The organism is Streptomyces sp. Inha503 (assembly GCF_047215865.1).
Classification (GTDB): Bacteria; Actinomycetota; Actinomycetes; order Streptomycetales; family Streptomycetaceae; genus Streptomyces; species Streptomyces lycopersici.
In genome coordinates this window covers 3,017,206-3,030,029 of sequence record NZ_CP178360.1, presented here as the reverse complement: position 1 = coordinate 3,030,029, position 12,824 = coordinate 3,017,206, and the positions used below count along the sequence as shown (strand labels likewise).

The window sequence follows — 12,824 nt, the reverse complement described above, 5'->3', positions numbered from 1 at the left end:
TCGCGTAGGGTCTCGCGACTCGTGTCCCGCAGCGACATTGTGACCTAGCGGCTTCGTCCGAGTCTCCCGCCGTTACCGGCCAACCAGTCTCATGGACGTCTCCGAATCCGCGGACCGGCGCCCGGCCCGAGCGTTGACATTCCCCGCGCCGGGGCAGGCTCAAGGGCTGCCATCGAGATGAGAGCGAGCCGCTTGAACGAAGTCTGTGCGCACTTCGTGGAAATGGAGCCACCGACCGTGCGGGAAGCGCTCCAGGGCCTCGCCCAGCGACAGCTGTTGACTGTAGGTGAACAGGAGGGCTCCGGTATCAGAGGCGGATAGCAGGCCCAAGGTGATGATCTGGAGGCCGAGCTGCTGCCCGTACTCCGTGCGGCCTGGATCGCGGGAGTCCATTGCCCGCAGCTCGCGTAGGGAACCGAGAATCGCCGCGATCGGCCGATCCTGATCAGAGGGAACCTCACGCTCCTCACGCCCCCCGGCTTCTTCGAGTACGCCCATTGAGCGCGCAGCAGTGAGTGCCTGTTCCAACTCGAAGATCGTGTTGACTATGGCGCTCTGTAGGGCATAGCCCTTACACCACGCAGTAGTTGGTGCCCCTCGAAGGGGCGATGAGGACTGGCTTCCGAGCTTGCCGTCGCGCCGTCCATGAAGCTTCAGCCCGAATCACAGGACTTCTCCGGGGCGGTAGGCGTGGGCGGTGTGGGGCCGTGGACGGCGGTCAGGCCGTGTTCGGGGGTGTAACTGCCGTTGATGACGCGGACGTTGAGGGTGTGGTCGTAGCGGCGGCGGCCTTCGGCCCAGTGAAGTCGGTCCGGGGCGCGGTGCTGGCCTTTCGGCCGGCCCGTTTCCCCGGACCGCTTCCCGCACCCGGCGTGCCTGTTACAGGCACCGGGCGCTCCACAGGTCCCGTCTGAGCAGGCTGCTTCCTCATCCCCTCACCGCCCACGGAGTTGGGATCGCCGCGCCCCGGTATCGGTACCGCGTAGTGCGTACCTTGCCGGGGTCGAACAGCGTTCGTTCGTCCGTGTGTGGCCACCAGCCGCCGTTGCAGTACTGACGGCGGAGTTTCTTCCAGTTGGCCCGGCGGTGCTTCCTGCGCAACCACTTGATGACCTGACGCCACGCGAAGTAGTGCAGGAAATGGAAGGTTGCGCTGGACACGCCGGGCCGGAAGTAGAGGCACTAGCCTCGCATGATCTGGTTCAACCGGATCAGCAAGACGTCCAGTGGCTGGCCCGTGTCCACTCCCCGGCATGTTGTCTTCACTTTGGCCGTGATGGCCTTGACCGCCTTGCGGGCGGGATAGGTGTAGACGTAATGCCGGTCGGTACCTCGCTTGCGATGGCGCTGAATGTGCCATCCCAGGAATACGCCGGCAGACCCACACCCGCGGGCCCGGATGAACGGATCGTGCGAGCGCTTGTGGTCATCGAGTCCTCCGGGCTCTGTGGCCTTCGGGTACTCGGGCCTGTGTCCGCAGCCTCACCGGTCCGTCCCGCTCGCGCAGCCGTCCCCGGTCACGCGGACAGGTGCTCCCCGGCCACGACGGTGCCGAGGATGGGAAGCGTCCCGAGAGCTGCGGCGTCCACAGTCAACGGGTCGTCGGCCCAAACGGTGAGGTCGGCGTCGTAACCGGGCGCGATCCGGCCGCGGTGTGACTCCTCGCCCGACGCGAGCGCAGCGTGGGTGGTGTAGCCCTCCAGCGCCTGGAGTGCCGTGAGCGCCGAGGACGGCGAGGGCAGCGGCGTCGGGTCCACGTGGGCGAAGTGCCGACGCAGCTGGGCATCGGCCATCGCCCAGCGCGGGTCGTACGGTGCGATCGGCCAGTCGCTCCCGAGCGCGACCACCGACCCCGCCGCCCGCAGTTCGGCCCAACGGAACCCACGGTCCACCCGTGCGTCGCCGAGCCGCCGCGACCACGAGTCGCAGCGGTCCGGGGAGTTGAAGAAGGTGCAGAGTAGCGGTTGCATGCTGGCCGATGCGGCTCCGTCTCCGAACCGGGACACCACATCGTCGGTCACGGTCTCGATGTGCTCGATCCGGTGCCGGGCGAGCGGCCCGTACTGGGTGCGCAGGTCCTCGAAGATCTCCAGCGTCTCGCGGACGCCACGGTCTCCGATGGCGTGTACGGCACAGTTGACCCCGGCCCGGTGCAACCGGGTCAGTGCCTCCCGGAAACGGTCGACGTCATGCCAGAGCGGATCGAGGCCTTCGCCGTGGGTGTCGGCGTGCTCCAGCCAGGCGGTGCCGCCGTCGACGCTGCCGTCGACGAAGAGCTTCACGCCTTCGACGCGCCAGCCCCGCCCGGCTAGGTCCTGCGGCTTCAACACCTGGTCGAGGCTCTCGTCGTAGGGCGTCAGCCACGGGTTGAACCCGATCCGCAACGGGAGTTCGCCGCGGTTCTCGAGCAGTGTGACCAACTCGCGCGCGGGATCGTGGAAGTCCATCGCGTGCACCCCGGTGAGTCCGGTCGCGGCCATCGCGCGGAGCAGGGCGTCCAGCCGGTCGGTGAGTTCCGCGGTGCTCGGGGCCGGAATGTGCCGCGAGACCAGTTCCGTTGCTTCCGGCTCGAGCAGGTGGCCGGTCGGCACCCCGTCGGCGTCGCACGCGATCCGCGCCGAGGAGGTGAAGTTCCGGGGGCCGTCGATGCCGGCGAGGCGCAGGGCCTCGGGCGAGGCGATCGCGGAGTGGCCGTCGTACAGGAGCACGTACCCGGGTACGCCGTCGAGTCCGATCGCTGCCGCGGCCGGTGCGGCACCGGCGAGGGCCGCGGGGTTCAGGCCCCAGCCGAGCAGCCACTCACCGGGCTTCAGACCACGGCGGGAGGCCTCGAGAGCGGACTGGACGGCCGCCAGATCACGCGCCTCGGTCAGGTCCACGCCGGCCGTCAGGCCCAGCCCGTACACCGGGTGGCTGTGCCCGTCGACGAGACCTGGGGTGATCACGGCATCGCCGTGGTCGACCACCCGGTCAGCACGGAGGTTGTCGGCGTTCCCGACGGTGAGGATGCGGCCGTCCTCGACCAGGATCCCGGTAGTCCCGCCGTATGCAGGATCGAGGGTGTGGATGCGGCGGGCTGTGTGAAGGATCTTCATCGGGCGGCTGCCAGGCTCTCGTAGGTGTTCGGGCGGCGGGTGTCGAGGAATGGGAACAGGGACGGTCGGTCCGTCGGCCGAGGTCGAGCGCGGCGGCCGACACCCCACCCCGGTCAGTGGCGCCTGACCGGCGTGCCGTGCAGGCGGCGAGGCCGACGACGGTGTCCGGGGCGGGAAGGTGGCGGGTGTTGAGGGCTCCCTTCTTGAGTCCCTGCGCCGTGTCGGGCGGCCGGGCCTCGCTGGCTGACGTCGGGTCCATGGACATCCACCCCCCTCCAAACTTACCTATCGAACGATAGGCGTCGGTGAGTGACTGTAGGCGCAACCCTGTGATCTGTCTATCAATTGATAGCCTGAATCCATGACGGAGTCCGGCAGCACACCACACCGCATCCTGCGCGAAGCCGCGCACCTCTTCTCGCGCAAGGGCTACCACGGCACCACCACCCGGGAGATCGCGGATGCGGTCGGGGTCCGACAGCCGTCGCTCTTCCACCACTTCGCGTCCAAGGCCGAGATCGCCAAGGCCCTGTACGAGTACGACCTGCAGCGCTCCCCCGCGCTGCGCGGCGAGGGAGCACTGCCGGACTGCACCCCCCCTGTCCGCCTATATCAGGGAATCCGCATCGAGGTCGAACTCGAGATCACTAGCGCCTACGACCTTCGCGGGCTCTACCTCAGCTCACTCCCCGACGAGCCCGACTTCGCGCGGTACCGGGAGGCCCAGGCCGCCGCTCTGGCGTTCTTCGGCGACATCATCGAAACGGGCATCGAATCCGGGGACTTCGTCGCCGAGAACCCCCAGTTGATCCTCGAGGTCATGGACGGCGTGCTCAACCAGACCCTCCGTTGGCAGCCCGAGAACCGCGCCCCCGCAACGCCCGACGACGTCGCGGCGCTGATGCTTCGCCTCGTACTCAAGCGGCCGAGCCGGATCCCGTCGATCCGACGGGCGGCCGACCGGGCAGCGAAGGAACCAGGTATCTCAGCGCGCTGACCGCGCCGCCCGGTAGCCGCCGCACGGCTACCTCCGCGACCCGGCGCCACGATCTCGTGGGCGGTCTTGACCCATCGCGCTGCCGTGATGGGGGTACGAGGCTGGGCTCGATGGTCGGCCAGGCGATGAAGGTGAGCGCTGTCAGCCCGATGTGGCGGAACCCACGTCTCCGTCAGGTAGCAGGCGTGTTCGGTCCCAGACCGACATGACGATGAGCGTCTTCGTACCGGCGACGATTCCCGTACGGCGGATGGCGTTGACAACCTGCTGGAGGTGCTCGACGTTGCGAACCCGAAAGCGTACGAGTGCGTCGGGGTCGCCGGCGGTGGTGAAGTACTGCTGAACCTCCGGGACTTGGCGAGCGATCTCCTCGATCTCCCGGGTGTCGGCGTCACCGGCCAGCCGAATCTCGGTGAAGGCTTCGAGCTCGCCCAGCTCCGTCTCATTGACGATCGCGACGTAACCCTGGATCACACCCTGCGCTTCGAGCCGCTCGATACGACGTGCTACTGGAGCGCCGGAGCGGCCGATGCGTCGTGCGATCTCACTGACCGGCATGCGCGCTTGGGAGCGCAGGAGATTGAGAATCTCGCGGTCGATGGTGTCCATTTCCGCCCCCTCAGGACGAATCAAAAGTGTGCCGTGCGCCAACTTCATGCGACGGACTATGCATTCGGCGCAGATGAGTAGCGAACTGCGCACTATCCACGCGTATTGATTGCGTACGCATGTGGTGGCCGCAACCCTACTGGACTAGTCGTCAAGCCAAGGAGCGTCATGACCTTCGAGACCCCTTCGACAGACCCCTGGTCCGTCCTGGACGCAAAAGGAGTGCTGCGCCCGGAGGGCCGCATCCCGGCGGGTGACGACGCCCTCGAACTCCGCGCCGCCTACCGCGACATGGTGCTGGCTCGACGGGTCGACACCGAGGCCATCGCGCTGCAGCGCCAGGGCGAACTCGGCCTGTGGCCCTCGATGCTCGGGCAGGAGGGCGCCCAGGTTGGCTCGGGATCTGCCCTTCGGCCTCAGGACGTGGTCTTCCCCACCTACCGAGAGCACGGTGTCGCCTGGTGCTTCGGCATCGATCCGGTCCAGTTGTTGGGCCTGTTCCGGGGCACGACGATGGGTGGCTGGGACCCGCGCGAGCGGAACTTCTACCTGTACTCCCTGGTCATCGGCGCGCAGACACTGCATGCCGTCGGCTATGCCATGGGGATCGTCCGTGACGGCGACGTCGGCACCGGCGACCAGGACCGCGACCGTGCGGTACTGGTCTTCCTCGGCGACGGGGCCCTGAGCGAGGGGGAAACCAACGAGGCGTTCGTCTGGGCGGCCGCGCAGAACCTGCCGGTCGTGTTCTTCTGCCAGAACAACCAGTGGGCGATCTCCGCGCCCTTCTCCGTACAGAGCCGGATTCCGGCCGCCGACCGGGCCCGGGGTTTCGGCTTCCCAGGCGTCCGCGTCGACGGCAACGACGTCATCGCCTGCCACGCAGCGACCCATGCGGCGCTCACCAACGCGCGCGCCGGCGGCGGGCCAACCCTCATCGAGGCAGTCACCTACCGCCGCAACCCGCACACGACCTCCGACGACGACCTGCGCTACCGCACGGCGTCGGAGAACCAGGAGTGGGAGGCGCGCGACCCGATCGAGCGGCTGCGTCTGCTGCTCACCCGCGGCGACGCGGGTGAGTGGATCGACGAAGCGTTTGTGACCGACCTTGCGCGGGAGGAGCAGGAGCTCGCCGAGCGATTGCGGAGCGGTTGCCGGGCTCTACCCCTCCCGGCGCCTGGGGACCCGTTCGCCCACACCCTCGAGCGGACGCCCAGCGAGCTGGCCCGACAGCGGGACGAGCACCTGGCGTTCGTCGCCGCTGGAGCAGGAGAACACGCATGAGCACCGCATTGGCACACGCCCTGAACTCCGCTCTGCGGGACGCGATGACGTCCGACGACAGGGTGCTCCTGATCGGTGAGGACATCGGCCGGCTGGGCGGCGTCTTCCGCGTCACCGACGGCCTCGCCAAGGACTTCGCCGAGGACCGGGTGGTCACCTCGCCGCTGGGCGAGGCCGGCATCGTGGGCAGCGCGATCGGACTCGCGATGGCCGGCTACCGGCCCGTGTGTGAGATCCAGTTCGACGGTTTCGTCTTCCCCGCGATGAACCAGATCGTCACCCAACTGGCCAAATACCGTCACCGCTCCGAGGGCGCGGTCCCGCTGCCCGTCGTCATCCGGATCCCCGTTGGTGGCGGCATCGGCGCGATCGAGCACCACAGCGAATCGCCCGAGGCGTACTTCGCCCACACCCCAGGACTCCGCGTCTTGTGCCCCTCCAACTCCCAGGACGCCTACGACCTGCTCGGTCAAGCCATCCGGTGCAACGACCCGGTGATCTTCCTCGAGCCGAAGCGGTCCTACTGGGCCAAGGGCGAGGTCGACCCGGACGCGCCCTCAGCCCCGATGGACAACGCACGAATCATCCAGCCGGGCAGCGACTTGACGCTCGTCACATACGGCGCCCTGGTCCCGATCGCTGCCAGGGTCGCCACGATCCTGGCCGAGGATGGTCACAAGGTCGAGGTGATCGACCTGCGCTCGCTCTCGCCGATCGATGACGCCACCGTCGTCGCCTCGGTGCGACGCACCGGCCGCCTCGTCATCGCCCATGAGGCATCGCAGACCGGCGGCATCGGCGGCGAACTCGCAACCCGGGTGCAGGCACAGGCGTTCTACGAGCTCGAGGCGCCGATCCTGCGCGTCACGGGCTACGACACGCCGTACCCGGCCAGTCGCCTCGAGCACGACTGGCTTCCGAACCTCGACCGCGTCCTCGAGGCCTGCGACACCAGCCTCACCTACTGACGCACGTCCACTCCGGCTGCCCTCGATCCACCCGCAGGAGCACACTTTGACCACCGCGCCCGCTTCCGCCGTGCAGAGCTTTCCGCTGCCCGACGTCGGTGAGGGCCTCACCGAGGCCGAGATCGTCACCTGGCATGTCACCGTCGGTGACACCGTCGCCGTGAACCAGATCATCGTAGACATCGAGACCTCCAAGTCGGTCGTCGAGCTCCCTTCGCCTTACGCCGGGGAGGTCGTCGAGCTGATGGCCGCCGAGGGCGACACTGTCGAGGTTGGCAAGCCCGTCATCGCCATCCGGAGCAGCGACGACAGGTCTGCCGCACCCGCCGCGACGCCCCAACCGCCAGCCTCCGAAGGCGAGTTCACGACTGCGACTGCAGCCGGGGCCGCGACGCAAGAGCCCAAGCTGCTCGTCGGGTACGGCGCCAAGGACACCGGTACGAGCCGGCGGCGACGCAGAACATCCACCACCCCAGCGGCCACCGCCGCGCCCGAAGTACCAGTGGCCGAGCAGGACAAGCCCCGCGCCAAACCGCCGGTCCGCAAACTCGCCAAGGTCCTCGGCGTAGACCTCGCCGCAGTCACGCCAAGCGGCCCGGGCGGCGTCATAGTCCGCGAGGACGTCCGGCGTGCCGCCGAAGCCGACCGTGGGAGCGCGCCTGTCGCGGATACGTCACCACCCGCGACAGGAGGGGAGACCCGGATTCCCATCAAGGGGGTCCGCAAGCACACCGCCGCGGCGATGGTCAGTTCCGCCTTCACCGCGCCGCACGTGACCGAGTTCGTGACCGTCGACGTCACCAAGACTCTCGAGCTGCGCGAGACCGTCCAGCGTCGTCGTGAGTTCCGCGACGTGAAGCTCACTCCGCTCGCGTTCGTCGCCCGTGCCTACCTCCGCGCACTGGCCAGGACTCCGATGGCTACCGCCCGCTGGGACGAACCCGCCCAGGAGATCATTGTCCCAGCCGGGATCAACCTGGGCATCGCCGCCGCCACACCGCGCGGTCTGATGGTGCCAAACATCAAGGGCGCCCAGACCCTGGGCCTCCTTGAGCTCACAAGCGCCGTCAACGACCTCGCCGCCACCGCCCGCGCTGGCAAGACCACGCCCGAGGCGATGACTGGCGGCAGCACCACGATCACCAACGTCGGAGTGTTCGGCGTCGACACCGGCACTCCCATCCTCAACCCCGGCGAAACCGCGATCCTGGCCGTCGGCGCCATCCGCCGTCAGCCCTGGGTCGTCGAGGACGCGTCCGGTGAACGCATCGAGCCCCGATCGATCCTCCAGCTCGCGCTCTCCTTCGACCACCGCGTGCTCGACGGTGCGGAGGGCTCACAGGTGCTCGCCGACACGGCCGCCCTGCTCAACGAGCCCGGTCTGGCAGTGCTGTGATGAACGACGAGGCCACGGATCAGGCCTACGACGTCGTCGTCATCGGCGCCCGCCCCGGCCCCTGCCCAAGCGCCTGCGTCGCCGGCCCCGCTCCACGCAGTGGGGCGAGAAGGTCGAGGTCGTTGAAGAGAAGTACTAGAGCGGCGTCTGCCCCAATGTCCCTGTGCCCCCTCGCGGAGGCGCTCCAGAAGACGTTCCACGGCATCGAGGGTCACGTGATCAACACCTGATCGCCCCCGCCGCCTGCCTGTCCACCCCCAGATCACCGACCGGACTTCACCACCAGGAGCCCACCATGCCGGCCCGTCGTACCTTCTCCTCATCCGAGCACGCCGACCTCCTCCAACTGGTCCGCACGATCGCAACAGCAGAGCTCGCTCCCCGTGCGGCCCAGGCCGAGGCCGACGAGGACTTTCCCCGCGAGGTATTCCGAACCCTCGGCAAGGTCGGCATCCTCGGCCTGCCTTACCCGGAGGAGCTCGGCGGCTCCGGGCTGCCCTACGAGGTGTACGTCCAGGTGCTGGAGGAAGTCGGCGCCGTGTGGGCGTCCGTGGGCGTCGGTGTGTCGGTCCACGCCCTGAGCTGCTACGGACTCGCGACCCGTGGCACCGCGGAACAGCAGCAGCGCTGGCTGCCCGACATGCTCGGCGGCGAGCTCCTCGGCGCCTACAGCCTGTCCGAGCATCAGGCCGGGTCCGACCCCGCTGCCATGACCACCACCGCGCGCGGCGACGGCGGCGGGTACGTCCTCAACGGCACCAAGGCATGGGTCACCCACGGCGGCCAGGCCGACTTCTACAAGATCATGGCGCGCACCAGTGGGGCGCCGGGCGACCGCGACGGCGTCTCCTGCTTCCTCGTGCCCGCCGACTCACCGGGTCTGTTCGCGGATCCTCCCGAGCAGAAGATGGGACTCACCGGATCAACCACCGCGGCGATCCGGCTCGAAGGCGTCCGCGTCCCAGCCGAGCGTCGTCTCGGGGCCGAAGGCGACGGTCTCAAGATCGCACTCGCAGGGCTGGACGCCGGCCGACTCGGCATCGCGGCCGTCGCCACCGGTCTCGCCCAAGGGGCGCTCGACGTGGCCCTGGCCTACGCACAGGAGCGGCACACCTTCGGCCGCCGGATCATCGACCACCAGGGCCTCGGCTTCCTCCTCGCCGACATGGAAGCCGCCGTCGCCTCGGCCCGAGCCACCCTCCTCCACGCCGCTCGAATCAAGGACGCCGGCCTCCCCTACGGTCGCGAGGCATCCATCGCGAAGCTGGTCGCAACCGACAACGCCATGAGAGTGACCACCGACGCCGTCCAGGTGCTCGGCGGCGCCGGCTACACCCGGGACTTCCCCGTCGAGCGCTACATGCGCGAGGCGAAGGTCATGCAGATCTTCGAGGGCACCAACCAGATCCAGCGACTCGCCATCACGCGCCACCTCGACCGCGACAGCGCCCGATCGATCGGCTGCCACTGACATCGCCTGCTACTGACATCGACTGATCTGACTGACACAGACAGGGAACGAACTCATGGAGATCCGCGGTACGACCGCTGTCGTCACCGGCGCCGCATCCGGACTCGGCGCCGCCACCGCAACCCGCCTCGCCGCACTCGGAGCCAATGTCATCGGATTTGACCTCCAGGCGTCAGTGGACTCGGCAGACCCGCTGCCCGGGGTCACTCTCGTCGCGGTCGACGTCAGCGATGCCGACGCGGTGGCCCGGGGACTCGACCTCGCCGCAGACCAGCCGGATCCGCTGAGGATCGCCGTCAACTGTGCGGGCATCGCACCCTCAGCCAGGGTCCTGTCCAGCCGCGGTCCGCACGACCTCGGCCTGTTCTCGAAGGTCGTGCAGATCAACCTGGTCGGCACCTTCACCGTGATGACTCTCGCCGCTGAACGGATAGCACAAGCCGAGCCGACAGACAGCAACCTGCGAGGAGTCATCATCAACACGGCGAGCATCGCCGGCTACGAAGGTCAGATCGGACAAGCCGCCTACGCCTCGTCCAAGGCCGGAGTGATCGGACTGACGATCACCGCCGCCCGCGACCTGGCCCAGCACGGGATCCGGGTGAACACCATCGCGCCCGGCGTGATGGAGACACCCATGTTGGCGACTGTCTCGGACGAGTACCGCGATGCACTCGCCGCCGGCGTCACCTTCCCGCCGCGCCTCGGGAGGCCCGACGAGTACGCCCGCCTCGCCACCTTCCTCGCCGAGCACGACTACATGAACGGTGAAGTTGTCCGTATGGACGGCGCGCTGCGCATGGCGCCGAAGTAGGGTGGCGGGGACGGCCTGAGATGTGCGATCGGTCCGCACGGCGGTGTATGCGGAAGGGCCTCGCACATGGCTCAGGTCAGGACAACACCTTGCCCGGGTTGAAGACGCCGTGCGGGTCGAGCGCCTGCTTGACCGCTCGGTGCATCGCCATCACCTCGGGCGTCAGCTCGGCCGCGAGGCCGGGGCCTTTCAGGAGGCCCACGCCGTGTTCCCCGGTGACGGTCCCACCGAGGGCGAGCGCGTCGGTGACGATCTCCGTGAACGCCTTCTGGGCGCGGGCCTTCGCCGCCTCGTCACCGGGCGGCGTGATCAGGAGCGGGTGGAGGTTGCCGTCGCCGGCGTGGGCGATGTTCGCGATGAGGATGTCGTGTGTACGGGCGGTCTTCTCGATGCGGCCGAGCATCTCTGGGATCTGCTCCTTGGGGACGCACACGTCCTCCGTCAGGGCCGGACCGAGGCGCTACAGGGCCGGGTAGGCAAGGCGGCGCGCGGCGAAGAGCGCGTCGGCTTCCTGCTGGTCGGTGGAGCGCTCGGCCCAGGTGGCGCCCGCCTGCCGGAAGCACTCCACCATGCGCTTGGCCTGCGCGGACCCGGCAGCGCCCGGCTCGTCGACGCGGCCGAGGAGGACGGCGTCGGCGTCGACCGAGAGGCCCATGTTCTTCCAGTCGTCGACCGCGCGCAGACCGTACCGGTCGACGAGTTCGAGAGCCGCACCGAGACGGACCTGCGGGACTGCCTCCTCGACGCGGTGGTGCGCGGCGGCGGATACCGCGAGGCAGTCGACGTCATCCATGACGTCACGGGGCTCCGTGCGTCGGTGCTCGACGCGGGCGGCGACCTGGTCGTCGGCGCGGACCGCACCGTACCGTTGCCGCCCCCCGGCGCGGATCCGCAGGCCCCCCGACGCTTCCGGCACCGCTCCCGGTACGGGGTGGTGGTCCCGGTCGTCGTGCGCGGCGGCCACGCGGGTTCACTAGTGACGACACGTGATGACGCGGCGGGCGATTTCACCGACGAGGACGTACGACTGCTCGCGATCGGCGCGATGGCCGTCGCCCTGGTCGCGGCCTTCGAACGCTCGGTCCAGGAGGCCCACTTGCGCACCCGCGGCGAAATCCTCGCCTCCTTGCTCTCGCCGGAGGCGGACGAGACGAGTGTGCGGCGCCGCGCGCGGCAGGCGGGCATGGACGTCGACGCCATCACCGCCGTCGCCGTCCTGGACGCGTACGACACGGACAGTGCGGCGGACCAAGTGGCCCTACTCGCCCACGAGACGGCTGGGTGGAGCGCGCAACTCGGCGACCAGATCACCCTCGTCGTGCCCGGTCTCGACCTGGCGGCGCTCAGGAACATCGTCTCGTCCCGCCGCCTATGCGGACCGGTCGGGCTCGCCGCGTGCGGGCGCGGGGTGGCCGAGATCCGGCTCGCACACCGGGACGCCCGGCAGACGGCGACGATGCTGCGGGCTCTGGGACGTAGTGAAGGCATCGCCGAACCGGCCGAACTGGGCGCCTACCGCTCCCTGTTCGCCCGCGCGCAGGCCGACGAAGCACAGGTCTTCATCGACCGGGCGGTCGGCCAGCTGCTCAACCACGACCGTGCGCGCGGCACGACTCTCTCAGCGACCGTCGCCACGTACCTGGCCAACGGCCAGCACCACGCCCGCACCTGCACCGACCTGCACATCCACGCCAATACCCTCTACCAGCGCCTGAAGCGCGTCGACGACCTGCTCGGGAGGGCTGACGGGGCCCGGACCGGGCACTCGACATCCAACTCGCGCTACGGCTGAGCGAGTTGGCTGCCCGCCTGGCCTGACCCGCGTGCCGACTCGGCGCGCACGGCCGAGCCGTCGCGCAGCGCGAGAGCGCCGATTCCGGAGGCAACCATCAACCTGCCGACGATCCACAGGCCGGTGTCGACGTCACCGGCCTCGTCGCTCGCCCATCCGGTCACGTACGGGGCGACGAATCCGGACGCGTTGCCGAGCATGTTGATCAGAGCGATAGCGGGCCGCGCCCGCCCTGGTAGGCGGGAAGTGCCAGAACACCGGCAGCGCACAGAGGATGCCTCGTTGAACAGCGCACGCCACGCGAACCGTTCGGCCACCGTCGCGACCTCGGCGCTCCCCCAGGGCCGACGCAAGCCTTCGAGCAGGAACATCACCCGCCACCCCCTCCAGGCCCA

Annotated in this window: 12 protein-coding genes and 1 pseudogene; 7 read left to right on the top strand and 6 right to left on the bottom strand. The window is 69.0% G+C overall.

The window, feature by feature from the left end; translation table 11 throughout:
- Positions 1-159: 159 nt before the first annotated feature.
- The 3 genes from ACJX2R_RS12135 to ACJX2R_RS12125 all read right to left on the bottom strand — a co-directional run bounded on the left by ACJX2R_RS12135 (position 160) and on the right by ACJX2R_RS12125 (position 3,095).
- Positions 160-528 (bottom strand): hypothetical protein, encoded by a 369-nt coding sequence (locus ACJX2R_RS12135; RefSeq protein WP_413100100.1) that lies wholly within the window; start codon positions 526-528, stop codon positions 160-162.
- A gap of 399 nt (positions 529-927) precedes the next feature.
- Positions 928-1,161, bottom strand: coding sequence for a hypothetical protein (locus ACJX2R_RS12130; protein ID WP_413100099.1), 234 nt, complete (start codon positions 1,159-1,161; stop codon positions 928-930).
- 356 nt (positions 1,162-1,517) lie between these two features.
- Positions 1,518-3,095 carry an amidohydrolase gene (locus ACJX2R_RS12125; protein ID WP_413100098.1) on the bottom strand — a complete coding sequence of 526 codons (1,578 nt, stop codon included), beginning with the start codon at positions 3,093-3,095 and terminating at the stop codon, positions 1,518-1,520.
- 361 nt (positions 3,096-3,456) lie between these two features.
- On the opposite strand from ACJX2R_RS12125, the gene ACJX2R_RS12120 reads away from it, so the two are divergent.
- Positions 3,457-4,092 carry a TetR/AcrR family transcriptional regulator gene (locus ACJX2R_RS12120; protein ID WP_413100097.1) on the top strand — a complete coding sequence of 212 codons (636 nt, stop codon included), beginning with the start codon at positions 3,457-3,459 and terminating at the stop codon, positions 4,090-4,092.
- A 141-nt stretch (positions 4,093-4,233) separates the two neighbouring features.
- Here the strand turns inward: ACJX2R_RS12120 and ACJX2R_RS12115 are convergent, their stop codons facing one another.
- On the bottom strand, positions 4,234-4,749 hold the full coding sequence (locus ACJX2R_RS12115) for an Lrp/AsnC family transcriptional regulator (RefSeq protein ID WP_413100096.1): 516 nt from the start codon (positions 4,747-4,749) through the stop codon (positions 4,234-4,236).
- Between the two features lie 120 nt (positions 4,750-4,869).
- On the opposite strand from ACJX2R_RS12115, the gene ACJX2R_RS12110 reads away from it, so the two are divergent.
- From ACJX2R_RS12110 to ACJX2R_RS12090, 5 genes are all read left to right on the top strand, one after another.
- On the top strand, positions 4,870-5,988 hold the full coding sequence (locus ACJX2R_RS12110) for a thiamine pyrophosphate-dependent dehydrogenase E1 component subunit alpha (protein ID WP_413100095.1): 1,119 nt from the start codon (positions 4,870-4,872) through the stop codon (positions 5,986-5,988).
- Positions 5,985-6,956 carry an alpha-ketoacid dehydrogenase subunit beta gene (locus ACJX2R_RS12105; RefSeq protein WP_413100094.1) on the top strand — a complete coding sequence of 324 codons (972 nt, stop codon included), beginning with the start codon at positions 5,985-5,987 and terminating at the stop codon, positions 6,954-6,956. The genes ACJX2R_RS12110 and ACJX2R_RS12105 overlap by 4 nt, the downstream gene beginning before the upstream one ends.
- Positions 6,957-7,002: 46 nt before the next feature.
- Positions 7,003-8,352: a dihydrolipoamide acetyltransferase family protein gene (locus ACJX2R_RS12100; RefSeq protein WP_413100093.1), complete on the top strand. Its 1,350-nt coding sequence runs from the start codon at positions 7,003-7,005 to the stop codon at positions 8,350-8,352.
- A 295-nt stretch (positions 8,353-8,647) separates the two neighbouring features.
- On the top strand, positions 8,648-9,823 hold the full coding sequence (locus ACJX2R_RS12095; RefSeq protein WP_413100092.1) for an acyl-CoA dehydrogenase family protein: 1,176 nt from the start codon (positions 8,648-8,650) through the stop codon (positions 9,821-9,823).
- Positions 9,824-9,878: 55 nt separating this feature from the next.
- Positions 9,879-10,637 carry an SDR family oxidoreductase gene (locus ACJX2R_RS12090; RefSeq protein WP_413100091.1) on the top strand — a complete coding sequence of 253 codons (759 nt, stop codon included), beginning with the start codon at positions 9,879-9,881 and terminating at the stop codon, positions 10,635-10,637.
- A 76-nt stretch (positions 10,638-10,713) separates the two neighbouring features.
- Here ACJX2R_RS12090 and ACJX2R_RS12085 read toward each other — a convergent pair.
- A pseudogene (locus ACJX2R_RS12085) lies at positions 10,714-11,349 on the bottom strand (FAD-binding oxidoreductase); the annotation flags it as partial.
- 264 nt (positions 11,350-11,613) lie between these two features.
- On the opposite strand from ACJX2R_RS12085, the gene ACJX2R_RS12080 reads away from it, so the two are divergent.
- The gene (locus ACJX2R_RS12080) at positions 11,614-12,429 is read left to right on the top strand and encodes a PucR family transcriptional regulator (protein WP_413100090.1); all 816 of its coding nucleotides are present in this window, start codon (positions 11,614-11,616) and stop codon (positions 12,427-12,429) included.
- On the opposite strand, the gene ACJX2R_RS12075 is transcribed toward ACJX2R_RS12080, so the two are convergent.
- Complete coding sequence (locus ACJX2R_RS12075; RefSeq protein ID WP_413100089.1) at positions 12,420-12,800, bottom strand: hypothetical protein; 381 nt, start codon at positions 12,798-12,800, stop codon at positions 12,420-12,422. The genes ACJX2R_RS12080 and ACJX2R_RS12075 overlap by 10 nt on opposite strands.
- Positions 12,801-12,824 lie beyond the last annotated feature (24 nt).